At 53.9% G+C, this 17,173-nt stretch carries 18 protein-coding genes; 9 read left to right on the top strand and 9 right to left on the bottom strand.

What is annotated here, in order from left to right; all coding sequences use genetic code 11:
• Nucleotides 1–16: 16 nt before the first annotated feature.
• Together ACF8PE_RS02050 and ACF8PE_RS02045 are read right to left on the bottom strand one after the other, a co-directional pair.
• Nucleotides 17–868, bottom strand: coding sequence for a DUF2806 domain-containing protein (locus ACF8PE_RS02050; protein WP_392494394.1), 852 nt, complete (start codon nucleotides 866–868; stop codon nucleotides 17–19).
• A 26-nt stretch (nucleotides 869–894) separates the two neighbouring features.
• Nucleotides 895–1,143: a hypothetical protein gene (locus ACF8PE_RS02045; RefSeq protein ID WP_392494392.1), complete on the bottom strand. Its 249-nt coding sequence runs from the start codon at nucleotides 1,141–1,143 to the stop codon at nucleotides 895–897.
• A 46-nt stretch (nucleotides 1,144–1,189) separates the two neighbouring features.
• Here ACF8PE_RS02045 and ACF8PE_RS02040 point away from each other — a divergent pair, with 46 nt between their 5' ends.
• From ACF8PE_RS02040 to ACF8PE_RS02030, 3 genes are all read left to right on the top strand, one after another.
• Nucleotides 1,190–1,915, top strand: coding sequence for a methyltransferase (locus tag ACF8PE_RS02040; protein WP_392494390.1), 726 nt, complete (start codon nucleotides 1,190–1,192; stop codon nucleotides 1,913–1,915).
• Between the two features lie 543 nt (nucleotides 1,916–2,458).
• The gene (locus ACF8PE_RS02035; protein WP_032617683.1) at nucleotides 2,459–3,205 is read left to right on the top strand and encodes a MipA/OmpV family protein; all 747 of its coding nucleotides are present in this window, start codon (nucleotides 2,459–2,461) and stop codon (nucleotides 3,203–3,205) included.
• Between the two features lie 90 nt (nucleotides 3,206–3,295).
• The gene (locus tag ACF8PE_RS02030) at nucleotides 3,296–4,150 is read left to right on the top strand and encodes an aldo/keto reductase (RefSeq protein ID WP_392494388.1); all 855 of its coding nucleotides are present in this window, start codon (nucleotides 3,296–3,298) and stop codon (nucleotides 4,148–4,150) included.
• A gap of 46 nt (nucleotides 4,151–4,196) precedes the next feature.
• Here the strand turns inward: ACF8PE_RS02030 and ACF8PE_RS02025 are convergent, their stop codons facing one another.
• Complete coding sequence (locus tag ACF8PE_RS02025; RefSeq protein WP_059308179.1) at nucleotides 4,197–5,081, bottom strand: D-hexose-6-phosphate mutarotase; 885 nt, start codon at nucleotides 5,079–5,081, stop codon at nucleotides 4,197–4,199.
• Nucleotides 5,082–5,156: 75 nt separating this feature from the next.
• Nucleotides 5,157–6,152 (bottom strand): glyceraldehyde-3-phosphate dehydrogenase, encoded by a 996-nt coding sequence (gene gapA, locus ACF8PE_RS02020; protein WP_032617687.1) that lies wholly within the window; start codon nucleotides 6,150–6,152, stop codon nucleotides 5,157–5,159.
• A gap of 341 nt (nucleotides 6,153–6,493) precedes the next feature.
• On the opposite strand from gapA, the gene msrB reads away from it, so the two are divergent.
• Both msrB and ACF8PE_RS02010 read left to right on the top strand, forming a co-directional pair.
• Nucleotides 6,494–6,907, top strand: coding sequence for a peptide-methionine (R)-S-oxide reductase MsrB (gene msrB, locus ACF8PE_RS02015; protein ID WP_077226407.1), 414 nt, complete (start codon nucleotides 6,494–6,496; stop codon nucleotides 6,905–6,907).
• Nucleotides 6,908–6,949: 42 nt separating this feature from the next.
• The gene (locus ACF8PE_RS02010) at nucleotides 6,950–7,228 is read left to right on the top strand and encodes a YeaC family protein (RefSeq protein WP_279868765.1); all 279 of its coding nucleotides are present in this window, start codon (nucleotides 6,950–6,952) and stop codon (nucleotides 7,226–7,228) included.
• A 163-nt stretch (nucleotides 7,229–7,391) separates the two neighbouring features.
• Here ACF8PE_RS02010 and pncA read toward each other — a convergent pair whose 3' ends face one another.
• The 3 genes from pncA to sppA are packed head-to-tail and all read right to left on the bottom strand — an operon-like array spanning nucleotide 7,392 to nucleotide 10,975.
• On the bottom strand, nucleotides 7,392–8,033 hold the full coding sequence (gene pncA / locus ACF8PE_RS02005; RefSeq protein ID WP_077226406.1) for a bifunctional nicotinamidase/pyrazinamidase: 642 nt from the start codon (nucleotides 8,031–8,033) through the stop codon (nucleotides 7,392–7,394).
• 9 nt (nucleotides 8,034–8,042) lie between these two features.
• On the bottom strand, nucleotides 8,043–9,059 hold the full coding sequence (ansA, locus tag ACF8PE_RS02000) for an asparaginase (protein WP_262660407.1): 1,017 nt from the start codon (nucleotides 9,057–9,059) through the stop codon (nucleotides 8,043–8,045).
• A 59-nt stretch (nucleotides 9,060–9,118) separates the two neighbouring features.
• Complete coding sequence (gene sppA, locus ACF8PE_RS01995; RefSeq protein WP_032617692.1) at nucleotides 9,119–10,975, bottom strand: signal peptide peptidase SppA; 1,857 nt, start codon at nucleotides 10,973–10,975, stop codon at nucleotides 9,119–9,121.
• A 163-nt stretch (nucleotides 10,976–11,138) separates the two neighbouring features.
• Between sppA and ACF8PE_RS01990 the strand changes: the two genes are divergently transcribed.
• The 3 genes from ACF8PE_RS01990 (at nucleotide 11,139) to ACF8PE_RS01980 (ending at nucleotide 14,759) form a co-directional block, all read left to right on the top strand.
• Nucleotides 11,139–11,690, top strand: coding sequence for an NAD(P)H nitroreductase (locus ACF8PE_RS01990; protein ID WP_262660115.1), 552 nt, complete (start codon nucleotides 11,139–11,141; stop codon nucleotides 11,688–11,690).
• A gap of 116 nt (nucleotides 11,691–11,806) precedes the next feature.
• Entirely contained in the window at nucleotides 11,807–12,850 is a 1,044-nt protein-coding gene (gene selD / locus ACF8PE_RS01985) for a selenide, water dikinase SelD (protein ID WP_234549077.1), read from the top strand.
• A gap of 4 nt (nucleotides 12,851–12,854) precedes the next feature.
• The gene (locus tag ACF8PE_RS01980) at nucleotides 12,855–14,759 is read left to right on the top strand and encodes a DNA topoisomerase III (protein ID WP_117386085.1); all 1,905 of its coding nucleotides are present in this window, start codon (nucleotides 12,855–12,857) and stop codon (nucleotides 14,757–14,759) included.
• A 72-nt stretch (nucleotides 14,760–14,831) separates the two neighbouring features.
• Here ACF8PE_RS01980 and gdhA read toward each other — a convergent pair whose 3' ends face one another.
• Nucleotides 14,832–16,175, bottom strand: coding sequence for an NADP-specific glutamate dehydrogenase (gdhA, locus tag ACF8PE_RS01975; protein WP_103792879.1), 1,344 nt, complete (start codon nucleotides 16,173–16,175; stop codon nucleotides 14,832–14,834).
• 236 nt (nucleotides 16,176–16,411) lie between these two features.
• Here gdhA and ACF8PE_RS01970 point away from each other — a divergent pair, with 236 nt between their 5' ends.
• Complete coding sequence (locus tag ACF8PE_RS01970; RefSeq protein ID WP_032617697.1) at nucleotides 16,412–16,687, top strand: YnjH family protein; 276 nt, start codon at nucleotides 16,412–16,414, stop codon at nucleotides 16,685–16,687.
• Here the strand turns inward: ACF8PE_RS01970 and ACF8PE_RS01965 are convergent.
• Nucleotides 16,653–17,063: a pyrimidine (deoxy)nucleoside triphosphate diphosphatase gene (locus ACF8PE_RS01965; protein ID WP_077226404.1), complete on the bottom strand. Its 411-nt coding sequence runs from the start codon at nucleotides 17,061–17,063 to the stop codon at nucleotides 16,653–16,655. The two genes, ACF8PE_RS01970 and ACF8PE_RS01965, sit on opposite strands and share 35 nt — an antisense overlap.
• Nucleotides 17,064–17,173 lie beyond the last annotated feature (110 nt).

Genomic DNA, 17,173 nt, shown 5'->3' with positions numbered 1-17,173 from the left:
GGGAACCGGCCTAATTTTAATTAGATAATAATGTTAATTTTACTCTGCTGACTTCTTTATTAGTTTCTTCAACGAATTTATTTAAATATTCAAAGTCAGGAGAGGAACCGCAAATTTTCATTAATTCCTCACCGATGGGTGAAAGCAAAGCTGGCCCTGTTGAAAGTGTCCATGTAGTCGGATTGTTTTCTTGAAATTCTACAAGGATGCCTATGCCGTAATAGGATAGGTAAGCGATTTGTTGATGGAAAGTTAAACTGTAACCTAATCCTTGCTGAATAACTCCCAATGAGTCTAAGATTGCCAACTGACTAAAAGTGATACCTTCTGTATTACCGTTTTCATCACATGGAATGACCGGTGTAAGATGACTCGCAGCCCAAACAAATTTACCAAAAAACGTGATTAAATTTGCTTCCTCTTTATTTAAAGTTGATAGCAGTTTTAAGGTTCGACGACTAAAAGAGCCCTTTGATTTTGCCTCTTCAGAAAGAATTTTCCCCCAGATGGTTTGCATCTGCTCATCATTAATATCTTCACATTCTCTAAAGAAAGCTTCTATCCATTCCTCTTCAATGTCAGTGATGGTATCTGTATCAGAAAGATTTTGTGCAGCTTGAAGAGTTATATTTTCTATGTTTTCTTGCCGTTTAGCTTCACGCTTGAGAAAACGCTCAACCGCTCGTTTTTCTAACCCTTCAAGCTCTAATTTTGAAATTAACTCAGTACGTTTAGCCTCGGACTCCGCTTTTGCTTTTTTACGTATCCTTGTTGGCTCATAAAGAACCCCAATGGCATCGCTTACCTTTTCAATGAGTTTTGTTCCTGGTTTCGATAAACCGGACAAACTTAAATCTATAAGGCTCATAATTTTCTCCTGTCAACCTTACATTTTTACTCACATTTCCAAATAGTGTTTTGGACACCACTACCTTTAGGCAGGTTAGGGTTCATATTTGCACTATGTATATAAGTGGCTTTACTTTTCCCATACTGCTGGCAAGAGGCATTAGCTGTTTTTTGTAAACTATCCAAACCATACCAACCATCAGACTGAATACTTACAGTGTTACCATCATTATACTGCACTGCTGCACAACCCACTAAAGCTAATGGGATTAAAACCATAGATAGGTTTTTCATTATTATTTTCCTAAATACCCGTACAACAACTGTACAAGGGTATTTTATGGCAAGAATTTCAAAAAAGGAATCTACATTACACATAAGAGTAATGGATCTTATTCATTCAGATAAGCAATTAACACAAGACGATAAAGAGTTTATCTTCAATAACTACAAAGGCGATGGTATCGGTGCTACTGGTGCTTTCTTCACACCTGAAATGCTCGCATGGGATTTCATACTTGATGCTGGTTGTACTGGAGTATGTATTGAACTCTGTGCGGGTATTGGTCGCCTCAGTTACTACCAGTACCTAAGAAACAAGCCAAATCACATTACATGTGTAGAACTCAATCCTGAATACGTGATGATTGGAAAGCGGGTGCTACCAGAAGCGGAATGGATCATTGGTGACGCTCTCCAGTACTCACCAGACCGTTTCTATGACGTTGCCTACGGCAATCCCCCATTCGGTAAGATCAACACATCAGAAGCGTATACAGGCCGTTATACAGGCTCAGAATTCGAATACAAGGTGATTGAACATGCGAGTACTTTCGCATCCTATGGGGTATGGATAGTACCTCAAGGTTCAGCGGGTTTTGTCTACAGTGGGGTACATTGCTACGAGCGGAGAGAATCAGGTAAGTACCAGAAGTTTGTGAATGACACAGGCTTAAACTTACACCCTGGGGTAGGTATTGATACCAGTATCTACAAGGACGAATGGAACGGTACTAAGGTCATATGTGAAAGCGTTTGTGTAGACTATGACGGTACAAATCTATAACTGCATCATCCAGTAGTGGTTTTTAACAGATAGAGATGGGGGATATAGGCTGGGTGAAAAACAACCGATTAGGGAGTGGTTAAAGATTTTTTGAATGTTCCCGTTGATGATTTCATGCGTCCTTTCGTTTTTTAGCACAGGAAAAGAGCCGTTCATATGAATAGTAGAGGCTCCCGGAAGCGGGATCCGTTGCACCTCACTGCAAGAGCAGCAACCCGTGTGCCAGGTCGGGCGCTAAAACCGCGGGGTGATTCGGTATTCAGCTTCTTAAAATTAAGCGTAGATGGCATTTGCAAAACTTGCATGCACGCAAAATCTAATTTCAATGACATATCAATAACTCATCCAGAAATTTAGCCAGCGCTTGCAAGACAAAGAGACTTCCTTCACTGAACGGTAATCTGGCTGACTGCGTTCCGTCATGTAAGGCACATACCATGACGGGTTAATCAAATTGATTAGTTAACAAAAAATTTTGAGAAATGGGGGGAATGACGGTTACACTTCATTCGCTGATTATTTGACTACAGGAAAGAATGGATTGTGACCAAACTCAAACTTCTGGCACTGGGGATTATCGTTGCCACCTCAGTGAGTACAGCATACGCGGAGAATCAGTGGTCAGTTGGTGCTGGTGTAGGCGTAATCAATAGCCCTTATAAGCAATATGACCGTGATATCTATCCGGTTCCGGTGATTACCTATGAAGGGGATAATTTCTGGTTCCGCGGCCTGGGCGGTGGCTACTATCTGTGGAACGACCAGACCGATAAACTCTCTATCATGGCTTATTACGACCCGACGCACTTTAAGCCAGGAGACAGCGATAGCTACCAGCTTCGTCAGCTCGATAAACGTAAGAGCACCATGATGGCAGGGATTTCCTGGGTCCATAACACCGAATACGGTTTCCTGCGCACCGCCCTGGCGGGCGATACGCTGGATAACAGTAACGGCTATATCTGGGATCTGGCGTGGTTGTACCGTTACACCAACGGCGGGCTGACGCTCACCCCGGGTATCGGTATGGAGTACAGCAGCGAAAACTACAACGACTACTATTACGGCGTGTCCCGTAAGGAAGCAAGACGCAGCGGCCTGAACAGCTATGATGCAGACGATGGCTGGAGCCCGTACCTGGAGCTGACCGCCAGCTATAAGTTTGCCGCTGACTGGAACGTCTATGCCACGGGTCGTTACCACCGTCTTAGCGATGAAGTGAAAGACAGCCCAATGGTCGATAAGTCCTGGACCGGACTGATGTCGATGGGTGTCACCTACAGTTTCTGATTGTGCATTTTTACTGTGCATTTTATGCATCATAACGGAGCGCTTGCGCTCCGTTTGTTTTAGGGTGGTGCAGATAAACAGGAGAGTGTGATGAGCGAAAAAACCGTTACCTTTGGCGACAATATCCTGCTTCCGGCCATTGGCCAGGGCACCTGGTATATGGGCGAGAAGGCGAGTCAGCGCCGCCAGGAAGTGGATGCCCTGCGGGCAGGTATTGAACGTGGACTGACGCTGATTGATACCGCCGAGATGTATGCCGACGGCGGCGCGGAAGAGGTGGTCGGCGAAGCAATCGCTGGTCAGCGCGACAAGGTATTTCTGGTCTCCAAAGTCTACCCGTGGCATGCCGGAGGGCAAAAAGGCATGGCCGCCTGTGAAGCGAGCCTGCGCCGTCTCGGTACCGACCATATTGACCTGTACCTGCTGCACTGGCGCGGAAATTTTTCTCTGGCAGAAACCGTCCAACTGATGGAGACGCTGCAACAGCAGGGCAAAATTGGCCGCTGGGGCGTGTCGAACCTCGATTATACGGATATGCAGGAGCTTTGGCAGGTGCCGGGCGGGCAGGCCTGTGCCACCAATCAGGTGCTGTATCATCTGGCCTCGCGCGGTATCGAATATGATCTGCTGCCGTGGTGTCAGCAGCAGTCGATGCCGGTGATGGCCTATTGCCCGCTGGCTCAGGCCGGGCGGCTACGCACCGGGCTGTTCAATCATCCGGTGGTGAATGCGGTGGCAAAAGAGTACAACGCCACGGCGGCCCAGATCCTGCTGGCGTGGGTGATCGGTCACCGCGAGGTGATGGCAATCCCGAAAGCCTCGTCAATTCAACATGTGGAAGAAAATGCAGGCGCGCTGGCAATTTCTCTCTCAGCGGAGGCAGTAATGCAGCTGGATGCTGCCTTCCCGGCGCCTAAACAAAAAACGGCGTTAGACGTGGTATAAAGCGAGTGTAATGCCCTCTCTGCATGGAGAGGGCAAGGGCAGGGGATTAACGCTTCACGATGTGAATAGTTTGTCCCAGACGCGAAGGTTTCTCTTCGGTCGCGGTTTGCGGTTCGCTGACACAGGCGGTTTCAACGCAGACGAAGGTTTTATAGCCATCATCCGGGATGTCACCCATGCTTACCGACAGCGCCGGGCCAGGGTTCCAGCCCACCACGTTGCTGTGGTGGTGATGGATCACTTCGATAGCGCGGTTCAGCGCTGTATCTTCGATGACGCTGCAGGCTTCCGGGTTCAGATAGACGCGGTCGGTACGATCCGGGAAGGTCTGCGAACCGTCGTTCAGTTTCCCTTCTTTCGCATTATCCACTTTATCAATAAAAGTATCGCCGAGACCATTCACCGTTACGGCAGCAATATCGCCGACGTTGAAATAGGTGTGCAGGGCAGAGGTGGTCTCAAATTCACCGTGCGCTTCCAGTTCGATTTCACAGGTTTTACCCAGCTTGAAGCGGGCGTAAAGGGTGAAGTCGTGCGGCCACAGCTTACGCGTCTCGTCATCGCTTTGCAGTTCAAAGGTCAGCACCACGCCGGACTCATCTTCGTTGTGGGCTTGAAGCGTCCATGGCAGGTTGCGGGCAAAACCGTGTGACGGCAGACCCTGCTCCTTAGACGGGCCAAACCACGGCCAGCAGATTGGCACACCGCCGCGGATCGCCGCCCCTTTTTTAAAGGAGGTGATGTCGCTCAGCCACAGCGCTTCTGCTTCGCCTTCTGGCTTCCAAGAGAGCAGGTGTGCGCCATGCAGGGCAACAGAAGCCTGCACCTGCGGGTGTTCAATCACAATCACTTCGACATCATCAATCTGACGACGGGAGAGCACAGGGGTAAGTTGTTCGACTACCGGAAGTGCAAAAATTGTTTTAATCATTACGCAATCCTCTGTCTTTAATGCCATAAAAAAAGGCGACCGAGGTCGCCTTTTTGGATCAGAATCTCATCTCACTTATTTAGAGATGTGAGCGATCAGGTCCAGAACTTTGTTAGAGTAACCGGTTTCGTTGTCGTACCAGGAAACCAGTTTCACGAAGTTGTCGTTCAGTGCGATACCTGCTTTAGCATCGAACACGGAAGTGCACACTTCGCCGTTGAAATCGGTAGAAACAACGTCGTCTTCGGTGTAACCCAGAACGCCTTTCATTGCGCCTTCAGAAGCCGCTTTGATTGCTTTCTTGATTTCTTCGTAGCTTGCTGCTTTTTCCAGACGAACGGTCAGGTCAACAACAGATACGTTAGGAGTTGGAACGCGGAACGCCATACCAGTCAGTTTACCGTTCAGCTCTGGCAGTACAACGCCTACAGCTTTAGCAGCACCGGTAGAAGATGGGATGATGTTCTGAGCTGCGCCGCGGCCGCCGCGCCAGTCTTTGTGAGACGGGCCATCAACGGTTTTCTGAGTTGCGGTGGTAGCGTGAACGGTAGTCATCAGGCCTTCAACGATACCGAAGTTGTCGTTGATAACTTTAGCCAGTGGCGCCAGGCAGTTGGTGGTGCAGGATGCGTTGGAAACGATGTCCTGGCCAGCATACTTCTCGAAGTTAGCGCCTTTAACGAACATTGGGGTGTTGTCTTTGGATGGACCAGTCAGAACAACTTTTTTCGCGCCAGCGGTGATGTGCTTACGCGCAGTTTCGTCAGTCAGGAAGATACCGGTTGCTTCAGCAACTACGTCAACACCGATTTCGTTCCACTTCAGGTTAGCTGGATCTTTTTCAGCAGTAACACGGATGGTTTTGCCGTTGACAACCAGGTGGCCGTCTTTCACTTCAACGGTGCCGTTGAAACGACCGTGAGTTGAGTCGTACTTCAGCATGTACGCCATGTATTCAGCGTCTAACAGATCGTTGATACCAACGATTTCGATGTCAGAACGTTCCTGAGCAGCACGGAAAACAATACGGCCGATACGGCCAAAACCGTTGATACCTACTTTGATAGTCATATATTCCACCAGCTATTTGTTAGTGAATAAAAGGTTGCGTGTAAAATTACAAAAACCTTACGCAGCGTCAAGCGGAATCGTGTCAATCATTGCGACAAATCAATCCTTCGCATTACCTTTGCTCGATTGACTCACCTCACATTCCCTCGGAGCTAGCACCCATATGGGGCCTGCGCACGGAATTTTAAAGGGCTGGCCGCATAAAAATGTGGTCTAGATCACATTTGGCCGAGTGCCTTTTGGCAACGAGTAAGTTTAGATCAAAAGTTCATACTTCAGTGTTAATGTTTTGTTAGAATCGAGGGTAAAAGTTGTCTGTTTCAACTGCGAGATGTAAGCCTATGTCGAATCAACAAAACCCCGATGACCTGAAAAAAAACCTTACCGAAATGCAGTTCTACGTAACGCAAAATCACGGTACGGAACCGCCATTTACCGGGCGTCTGCTGCATAATAAACGGGATGGCGTATACCACTGTCTGGTGTGTGACGCTGCGCTGTTTAACTCCCAAAGCAAATACGATTCCGGTTGCGGCTGGCCGAGCTTTTATGAACCGGTCAGCGAGGAGGCGATTCGCTACCTGACCGACAACAGCCACGGCATGCAGCGCATTGAGATCCGCTGTGGAAACTGTGACGCGCATCTCGGTCACGTCTTCCCGGACGGTCCTCAGCCGACAGGCGAACGTTTTTGCGTCAACTCTGCCTCTTTGAGCTTCACTGATGACCAGAATGGCGACCAGATGAAAGGTTGAAAAATCGATTCAGCAAATTATTCCTTTGGAGTCGGATTTAACATGAATATTGAAGAGATGATCAAGGGCATGACGCCGGACGTATACCAGCGTCTGGTCACGGCGGTCGAGCTGGGAAAATGGGCTGATGGCGTGGCGCTGACGCCGGAGCAAAAAGAGAACTGTCTGCAACTGGTGATGCTGTGGCAGGCGCGCAACAATACAGACGCGCAACACATGACCATTGATACCCAGGGCCAAATGGTGATGAAGAGTAAGCAGCAGCTTAAAGAAGATTTCGGCATTGCGCCGAAGCCGATCGTCACGCAGAAATTGCATTAATGCTCTGCCGGATAGCGGTTTTGAGGTAAAAAAAAACGGTAACCCGGGTTACCGTTTTTTTATCTTCGAGCCCTTTCCCTGTGGGAGAGGGTGAGGTATCAGGCCGTAAAAAATCCCAAGGATTATCGGCCGGGTAGCATAGTGCTGCCCGGCCAAACCGGCATCAGGCCTGCGTCTCCTGCCAGTCTGCCAGCGTATACAGCGTGGCGCCTTCCGCCGCCATATCCATAAACGCCTGCGCGCTGTCCTGGCGCTGGATGTTGACCCCGCGACAGCCGTCGGTGATCACGTTCACCCGGTAACCCAGCTGTAGCGCATCCAGCACGGTGAATTTAACGCAGTAGTCGGTTGCCAGGCCCATCACAATCAGTTCCACGATTTCGTGATGGCGCAGCCACTGATCCAGCCCGGTTTTCTGCCGATGACCGTTATCAAAGAAGGCGCTGTAACTGTCGATGTTCGGGTTTTCCCCTTTCTGGAAGACGGCGTCAATGGCTTTGCTGTTCAGCAGAGGATGCAGCTCTGCGCCCTCCGTGTGCTGCACACAGTGATCGGGCCAGAACGTTTGTGGCAGGCCATCCAGCTCGCCCTGGGTGAAAGGCTCGACCTTGTGCTGGCTGGCAAAGCTGCCGTGATCTGCCGGATGCCAGTCCTGGCTGGCCACCACCGCTTCGCCGCGGGCTTTACACCACTCAATTAAAGCGTTGGCGATATCCACCGTACTGTCGCCTTCAGCCACCGCCAGCGCGCCGCCGGCACAAAAATCATTCTGTAAATCGACCAGTAACAAGGCTCGTTGTTTCATGCAGACTCCTTATTCGTCTGGCGTCAGTTCGCCACGCAGGTTTTGCATCATCGCGGTGCGAATCGACTGCACGTCCAGATCCTGACTCAATAAGTAGTGAAGTTTAGTCAGAGTGGCTTCTACCGTCATATCGAATCCGCTGATAATCCCCGCTTGCGCCAGAGCGTTTCCGGTGGCATAGCCGCCCATGTTCACCTTGCCCGACATGCACTGGGTCAGGTTAACGACCACGATCCCACGGCTGCTTGCCTCCTGAAGCTCCTTAAGGAACTCGCCGTTTTGCGGGGCGTTGCCCACGCCGTAGGAGCGCAGGATCAGCGCTTTTACCGGCTGGCGGAGGAAGTTACGCACAACATCGGCGGAGATGCCGGGATAAATCGTCACCACGCCAATCGGCTGCGGGATAATAGGATGAACCACCAGCTCGCCCGTAGTATGAGGGGCGGGTGGCGTACCGAGGCGGCGAATATGAATCCCGGCTTCCAGCAGCGGAGAGAGGTTCGGCGAGGCAAAAGCATCAAAGCCATCCGCATGCGCTTTGGTGGTACGGTTGCCACGATACAGGCGGTTGTTAAAGAACAGGCTCACTTCATTAATCGGGAAGTTGGCGGCCACGTACAGGGAATTGAGCAGGTTGATCTGCCCGTCGGAACGCAGCTCCGCCAGGGGGATCTGCGAGCCGGTCACGATCACCGGTTTACTGAGGTTTTCCAGCATGAAAGAGAGCGCCGAGGCGGTAAACGCCATGGTGTCGGTGCCATGCAGGATCACGAAACCATCATACTGATCGTAGTGCGCCTTGATGTCGTCGGCGATATGTTGCCAGTCTTCCGGGGTCATGTCGGAAGAGTCCATCAGCGGGTCATACTCGTGAATGGTGAAATCCGGCATCTCCGGGCGATGGAACTCAGGCATTAACGCCAGTTGGCGTTGCAGGTGACCCGACACCGGGATATAGCCGTTTTCCGAGCGCTGCATACCGATCGTACCGCCGGTATAGGCCACATAGATTGATTTCTTTTGCATCATGTAATGTTCTTGGGCTTCAAAGAAAAATCCCCTCTTCGCAGAAGAGGGGATGATGATTAACGTACGTTAGCGCAGGTGAGGCAGAACGCGTAGCGATTTTGCGGATCGTTAAAGGCGGCCAGTTTATCGCCCTCCGCTTTGACTGCTTTCGCCGCCGAGGCGACCGGTGCAGGCAGATACGCCTGCAGCGCATCTGGCAGCATGGCTTTAACCGAGCCGGAGAAGCTGTCCATTACCACATCAATGAAGGTCGGCTCATCCTGATAGAAATCGATATGCCACTGCTTCAGCTTCGCCAGCTCGGCGGCTTTGGCGACGGCGTCATCGAAATCACCCAGATTATCCACCAGCCCATTGGTCTTCGCATCCTGGCCGGTCCAGACGTGGCCCTGCGCAATCTGATCAATCTGCGCCGGGGTCTGCTTACGGGAGTCGGCCACCAGGGTGATAAAGCGCTTATAGCCGTTCTCAATGCTGAGTTGCATCATCTCTGACACTTCCGGCGGTAAGGCTTTGGTGATGGCAACATCCGCCAGCGGCGAGGTCGCAACGCCATCGGTATGCACGCCAAGATAGTCGAGGCTGTTTTCCACGGTGTTGATTACGCCGAAGATGCCGATGGAGCCAGTCAGGGTGCTCGGGTTCGCCACGATGTAGTTCGCCGGGGTCGAGATCCAGTAACCACCGGATGCCGCCATCCCGCCCATAGAGACCACCACCGGTTTGCCGGCGGCGCGCGCCGCTGACAGTTCCGCGCGGATCACTTCCGAGGCGCTGACGCTGCCGCCCGGGCTGTTCACCCGCAGGACGATGGCTTTCACTTTCGGATCGAGGCGCGCTTCGCGGATTTGCGCCGCGGTCGTATCGCCGCCAACGTTGCCCGGCGTCTCTTCGCCATCCATGATTGCTCCGTTAGCGAAGACCACGGCAATGCTGTCACCGGTATCGGCCGGTTTTTTCGCCTGATAGTCGTAGAAGCTGACGGCGCTGTAATTCTTCTCCTCTTTACTCCAGCCGAACTGTTTAGTCAGAGATTTTTCAATCTCGGCGCTGGTACCCAGGGCATCCACCAGCTTAGCGTTCAGGGCATACTTCGCGGTATCCCCCTCGACTTTACGCAGTCCGTCCAGAACCCCCTGCGCACCCGGGAAGACCTGCTCCGGGGTGATCTGACGGTTCGCAGCAACGGTGCCCAGGTAGTTTTTCCACAGTTCGCCGATCCAGCGGCTGTCTGCTTCGCGGGCAGCAGGGGACATGTCGTCGCGGATAAACGGCTCAACGGCAGATTTATAGGTGCCGACACGGAACACGTGGGTGGTGACTTTCAGCTTATCGAGCAGCGTTTTGTAATAGAGGCCATTGGTGGCAAAGCCATGCAGATCGACGGTGCCCTGCGGCGAGAGCCACACTTTATTGGCGAAGCTTGCCAGATAGTACTGCCCCTGGCTGTAGTTATCGCCCACCGCAATGACCGGTTTGCCGCTGTCGCGGAACTCGCGCAGCGCTTTACCGATGTACTGCATGGAAGGCTGATCCGCCCCGGCGAAGTTCTTCAGATCGAGCACGATGCCGGTAATGTTACGGTCATCTTTCGCCTGACGAATGGCATCGACGATATCAAACAGCGAGTTTTCCTGCAGACGGTCGCTACTGGCGCCAAACAGCTGGCGACCCAGCACGCCAAGACGATTGCTGGTGGAGGGTTTATCCACCACGACCCCAGCGATATCCAGCAGAAGCGCACCGCGGCCGGTGTTCTGCGACTGGCTGGTGGCGCTGAGGTGCATCCAGACGCCCACGCAAACCATCAGAATAAGGATGAAGAAGATGTTCATCACCAGATTGCGGACGAAATTAAGCAGTCGCCACGTCCATTTAAAAAAGCCGGCAAACAGTCGCCAGAGGGTTCGCATGTATTCTCCCTGTCCAGATAATTACCTTCCCGTCGCCATGGACGGTGTTGTCGGGCTATCGTAATGACCCGACCGCCACTTGTCAGCAGGAATCGCCTGCCACGCTGTAACAAAATCTGCCGTCGTGTTAATTTTGAGTAAATTTCAAGACAGGAGTAACCCCATGGATGCACTCGAACTGCTTGTTAACCGTCGTAGCGCGGCGCGCCTGGCGGAGCCAGCCCCGGCAGGTGAACAGCTGGACAACATTCTTCGCGCCGGGATGCGTGCCCCGGATCACGGCACCTTACAACCGTGGCACTTCTTTATCATAGAGGGTGATGGACGCGATCGCTTTAGCGCCCTGCTGGAGAAAGGGGCCGTGGCCGCAGGTCAGGATGAAAAGGCGATTGAAAAAGCCCGTAATGCCCCGTTCCGCGCGCCGATGATTATCGCCGTGGTCGCGAAATGCCAGTCGCAGCACAAGGTGCCGGTCTGGGAGCAGGAGATGTCAGCCGGATGTGCGGTGATGGCCATGCAGCTCGCCGCCGTTGCCCAGGGTTACAACGGTATCTGGCGCAGTGGTGCGTTAACCGACAGCCCGGTGGTACGCGACGGCCTGTCCTGCGGCGCAGACGATAAAATCGTCGGATTCCTCTATCTGGGCACCCCACAGCTCAAAGCCTCGACCACCGTTTCCGTGCCTGATACCGCGCCATTCGTCACCCATTTCTGATCCCCAACACAAAACTGTCTGGATCCTGAGCAACCGCAGCAGAATTCAGACAGTCATACTTATCACTTAATGGAATGAGCGCTACCATAGTGCAATTGTAATGAAAGGAGATTGTCATGAGCGAGCAAGCTATTCGTTTAACGCAATACAGCCATGGAGCCGGTTGCGGTTGTAAAATTTCCCCTAAAGTGCTGGAAACCATTCTCCATAGCGAGCAGGCGAAGTTTGTCGACCCGAACCTGCTGGTGGGTAACGAGACCCGCGACGATGCGGCAGTCTACGATTTAGGCAACGGCACCAGCATTATCAGCACCACCGATTTCTTTATGCCGATCGTCGATAACCCGTTCGATTTCGGGCGCATTGCCGCCACTAACGCCATCAGCGATATCTTTGCCATGGGCGGCAAGCCGATCATGGCGATTGCGATCCTCGGCTGGCCGATCAACACCCTGGCCCCGGAGATCGCCCGCGAGGTGATTGAGGGCGGTCGCTTTGCCTGCCAGCAGGCGGGGATCGCGCTGGCGGGTGGCCACTCCATTGACGCGCCTGAACCGATTTTCGGCCTGGCAGTGACTGGCGTAGTGCCGACGGAGCGCGTCAAACGCAACAGCACCGCCGAAGCAGGCTGTAAGCTGTTTCTGACCAAACCATTAGGCATTGGTGTCCTGACGACCGCGGAGAAAAAATCCCTGCTGAAGCCAGAACACCAGGGGCTGGCGACGGAAGTGATGTGCCAGATGAACCTCGCCGGTGCCGCCTTCGCCAACATTGACGGCGTGAAGGCGATGACCGACGTGACCGGCTTTGGCCTGCTGGGCCACCTGAGCGAAGTGTGCCTGGGGGCGGGTGTGCAGGCGCAGGTCTGGTATCAGGACGTGCCGAAACTGCCGGGTGTGGAAGCCTATATTGCCCAGGGGGCTGTGCCGGGTGGCACGCAGCGTAACTTCGCCAGCTACGGTCACCTGATGGGCGAGATGCCCGCCGAGTGGCGCGATCTGCTGTGCGACCCGCAGACTTCCGGCGGCCTGCTGCTGGCGGTCACCCCGGAGGCCGAAGCAGAAGTCCAGGCAACCGCCGCTGAGTTCGGTATCACCCTGACCGCCATCGGCGAGCTGGTGACTGCGCGCGGTGGCCGTCCGATGATTGAGATCCGTTAATTCAATGCGGTTATTTATTGCCGAAAAACCCAGCCTCGCCCGGGCGATTGCGGATGTATTACCCAAGCCGCATCGCAAGGGCGATGGTTATATCGAGTGCGGGAACGGGCAGGTGGTCACCTGGTGTATCGGCCACCTGCTGGAGCAGGCCCAGCCGGATGCCTACGACAGCCGCTACGCGCGCTGGAATCTCAACGATCTCCCTATCGTGCCAGAAAAGTGGCAGCTGCAGCCACGCCCGTCGGTGACCAAACAGCTCAACGTCATTAAGCGTCTGCTGAATGACGCAGCAGAAGTGATCCACGCCGGTGACCCGGACAGAGAAGGGCAGCTGCTGGTGGACGAGGTACTGGATTACCTGAACCTCGCGCCAGAAAAACGCCACCAGGTAAAACGCTGTCTGATTAACGATCTCAACCCGCAGGCGGTAGAGCGTGCCATTTCGCGTCTGCGATCCAACAGCGAGTTTGTGCCGCTGTGCGTGTCGGCGCTGGCCCGTGCCCGCGCCGACTGGCTGTACGGCATCAACATGACCCGCGCCTATACCATTCTCGGGCGTAACGCGGGTTATCAAGGGGTGCTGTCGGTGGGCCGCGTACAGACGCCGGTGCTGGGGCTGGTGGTGCGCCGTGATGAAGAAATTGAGAACTTTGTCGCCAAAGACTTCTTCGAAGTGAAGGCCCATATTGTCACCCCGAAGGACGAACGCTTTACCGCCGTCTGGCAGCCGAGCGAGGCCTGCGAACCTTATCAGGATGAAGAGGGACGTCTGCTGCATCGTCCTCTGGCCGACCACGTGGTGACCCGCATTCAGGGCCAGCCCGCCGTCGTCACCAGCTATAACGATAAACGGGAATCAGAACCCGCGCCGCTGCCGTTTTCCCTTTCCGCTCTGCAGATCGAGGCCGCGAAACGCTACGGCCTGAGCGCGCAAAACGTGCTCGATATCTGCCAGAAGCTGTATGAAACGCATAAGCTGATTACCTATCCGCGTTCTGATAGCCGCTATCTGCCGGAAGAGCATTTTGCCGGACGCCACGCGGTGCTGAACGCCATTGCCGCTCATGCTCCTGATTTAATGCCGCAGCCGGTGGTCAACCCGGATACGCGCAACCGCTGCTGGGACGATAAAAAGGTGGATGCTCACCACGCTATCATTCCGACCGCCCGCAGCAGTAAGGTCAATCTGACCGAGAATGAGTCGAAGGTTTATAACCTTATTGCCCGTCAGTACTTGATGCAGTTCTGCCCGGATGCGCTGTTCCGCAAGTGCGTCATTGAGCTGGAGATCGCCAAAGGCAAGTTTATCGCCAAGGCACGCTTCCTCGCCGAAGCGGGTTGGCGCACGCTGCTGGGCAGTAAAGAGCGGGATGAAGAAAACGACGGCACGCCGCTGCCGGTGGTGAAAAAAGACGATGAGCTGCTCTGTGAGAAGGGCGAAGTGGTGGAGCGACAGACTCAGCCGCCGCGCCACTTCACCGACGCGACTATCCTCTCCGCCATGACCGGAATCGCCCGGTTTGTGCAGGATAAAGATCTGAAGAAGATCCTGCGTGCTACCGACGGGTTGGGAACGGAAGCGACCCGCGCCGGGATCATCGAGCTGCTGTTTAAACGCGGTTTTCTGCACAAGAAAGGGCGTTACATCCACGCGACGGATGCCGGAAAGGCGCTGATCCACTCCCTGCCGGAGATGGCCGCAAGACCGGATATGACCGCGCACTGGGAGTCAGTACTGACCCAGATCAGCGAAAAACAGTGTCGATATCAGGATTTTATGCAGCCGCTGGTGGGCACGTTATTCGATCTGATTAACCAGGCGCGGAACACGTCCGTCAGGGATTTTCGTGGCATGGTTGCGCCGGGTGGCGATAAGAAGAAAAAGTTCAAAAAGAAGAGTACGGCCTGAAAATTCGCCGGGTGGCGCGACGCTCACCCGGCCTGAGTTTTTCGCCCTCTCCCTTGAGAAGAGGGCGCAGAATCAGATCACACCCTGACCCAACATCGCATCCGCGACCTTCACAAACCCGGCAATGTTCGCCCCGCGAACATAGTTGGTCTGCTTCTCTTCCCCGCCATACTCAACGCAAGCGTGGTGAATATCCAGCATGATGTGATGCAGGCGCGCATCCACTTTCTCTGCTTTCCAGCCCATACGCGCGGCATTCTGCGCCATCTCCAGGCCTGAGGTTGCCACACCGCCAGCGTTGGCTGCTTTACCCGGTGCGAACAGCACGCCAGCCTGCAGGAACAGGTCGGTGGCTTCGATAGTGGTTGGCATGTTAGCCCCTTCGGCGACTGCTCTGACACCGTTGGCGATCAGCTGGCGTGCCGCATCCACATCCAGTTCGTTCTGGGTCGCGCATGGCAGGGCGATATCGACCGGTACAGCCCACGGCTGTTTGCCTTCAAGATAGGTCAGACCGAACTCACGGGCATAATCGGCCACACGGCCGTCGCGGCTGGCTTTGATTTCGCACAGGCGCGCCAGTTTTTCAGAGGTGAAGCCCGCTTCGTCAACCACGGTGCCGCTGGAGTCAGAGGCGGTGATCACCCGGGCACCCAGTTCCATTGCTTTCTCGATAGCGTACTGGGCCACGTTGCCAGAACCCGACACCGCCACGCGCATGCCGTCGAAGCTCATTCCGTGACGCTTCAGCATCGCTTCAGTGAAGTAGACCAGACCGTAACCGGTCGCTTCCGGGCGGATCAGGCTGCCGCCGAAGGAGAGGCCTTTCCCGGTGAAGACGCAGGCGCTGTTGTTGGAGAGTTTTTTCATCATCCCGGCCATAAAGCCCACTTCACGCCCGCCCACGCCGATATCCCCGGCCGGTACGTCGGTATCCGCGCCCAGGTGACGGTACAGTTCGGTCATCAGCGCCTGGCAGAAGCGCATCACTTCGCCTTCGCTTTTGCCTTTCGGATCAAAATCGCTGCCGCCTTTGCCGCCGCCCATAGGCAGGGTGGTGAGGGCATTTTTAAAGGTTTGTTCAAAGCCGAGGAACTTCAGGATCGACAGGTTAACCGACGGGTGGAAACGCATCCCGCCCTTGAATGGACCAATCGCAGAGCTGAACTGGACACGCCAGGCGCGGTTGACCTGCACCTGATTACGGTCGTCAACCCACACTACGCGGAACTGGATCACGCGCTCGGGTTCAACCAGGCGTTCAAGCAGAGACATCTGACGGTAGCGCGGGTTTTGTTCCAGGAATGGCCAGAGGGTGGTCATCACTTCACGTACGGCCTGAGCAAATTCGCTCTGATGTGGGTCACGCTGTTGAACGCGGTTCAGAAAGGATTCAAGAGAGCACGCCTGGTCCATATTGATAAGTTCCTCTAATATTTTGGGATTATTTTATTTGTAACAAAAAGATGCATGTTGTTGTGTTTTTCGACTATACCACCCGATGCGCTTTGTGACGCAAGCTAAATTTTGTCCTCAAGTTAAATTCATTACACGTGCCGGGTCATAACAAAAAACGATGATCGGCGGGATTAAAGCTTCCCGGGTTTTTTACCGTTATAGTGAATATCAGGACACAACAGGAAGAAGCGTCGATGAAGCGTATTGTGATGGCTGTTTTGCTTGGGGTTTTCGCGGCCGGCAGTCAGGCCGACCAGCGGTTTGGTACCGGGGTGGATGTGAATATCCCGCCGGAGATCTTCAGCTCCAGCGGTCAGCGCCCGCCGCCGTGCAACCAGTGCTGCATCTATCAGGATCAGAACTATTCCGAAGGGGCGGTGGTGAAGGCCGACGGGGTGTTATTGCAGTGCCAGCGCGATCAGAATGCCATTAGCACTAATCCGCTGGTCTGGCGTCGCGTAAGAGAATAAACGCCTCCAGCAGGGGGATATCCGCCGGGGCAAGATCGTAGCTCAGCGCCTCGCGCGGAGAGCACCACGCCAGTTGGCTGTGATAGTGCGTTTCGGGCGTGCCGGTAAACGCCGGCACGTGCCAGGCGTGTAGAGTGATAAGCCGCTGCGACACTTCACGCTGGTGGCTGGCGATATAGCGCGTGGGCCGGGCCTCGATGCCCAGCTCTTCGCGCAGCTCACGTACCAGGGCGTCGGGCTGCGTCTCTCCCGCCTCCACTTTGCCCCCGGCAAACTCCCACAAACCGGGTTGATCCGCATGCAGCGGGCGCTGCGCCAGTAAAATTTTGCCATCCTGTTCGAGAATAGCGCAAACAACATCGAGTGTTTTTAGCATGGTCGTCAATAATGAGTGAGAGAGAAAGCGTTAGGATCTGCGTACTTATTAGCGACCAGGGAGCATCCTGTGAAAGAGTCACCGCCAGTCTGGGTTAAACCCATCGAATC

It is taken from the genome of Leclercia sp. GLN_9 (assembly GCF_043105735.1).
Taxonomy (GTDB): Bacteria; Pseudomonadota; Gammaproteobacteria; order Enterobacterales; family Enterobacteriaceae; genus Enterobacter; species Enterobacter adecarboxylatus.
Note: the sequence above shows the minus strand (reverse complement) of the source record. Positions and strands in the feature narration are given on the sequence as shown.